The sequence below is a fragment of the Winogradskyella ouciana genome (assembly GCF_009709615.1).
In the GTDB taxonomy this organism is placed as follows: domain Bacteria; phylum Bacteroidota; class Bacteroidia; order Flavobacteriales; family Flavobacteriaceae; genus Winogradskyella; species Winogradskyella ouciana.
Window position 1 is genome coordinate 1 of record NZ_WJYA01000065.1, and the last position, 279, is coordinate 279.

At 45.5% G+C, this 279-nt stretch carries 1 protein-coding gene; it reads left to right on the forward strand.

What is annotated here, in order from left to right:
- Window positions 1-12: 12 nt before the first annotated feature.
- A partial coding sequence (locus F1003_RS18595) for an EAL domain-containing protein (protein ID WP_262884640.1) occupies window positions 13-279 on the forward strand: 267 nt, incomplete at its 3' end.

Consider the following 279-nt stretch of genomic DNA (forward strand, 5'->3'; position numbering starts at 1 on the left):
ACAGATTGGGTTCTGACAACAGCATGTCGCGAGGTGAGAGATAAATCAGCAGACCTGTCCCTGTCAGTAAATATATCGCCAGTTGAATTTAAGGCCAGCGACATTGTTCTTCGCGTCAAAGCAATACTGGCTAAAACGGGTTTTGACGCTTCGCCTCTCGAACTTGAAGTTACCGAAAACGCTACCCTGAGCAAGCCAGAAAATGCTTTAAAAATCATGCAACAATTAAAAAGCCTCGGTGTCAGACTCTTGATGGATGACTTTGGCACTGGCTATGCC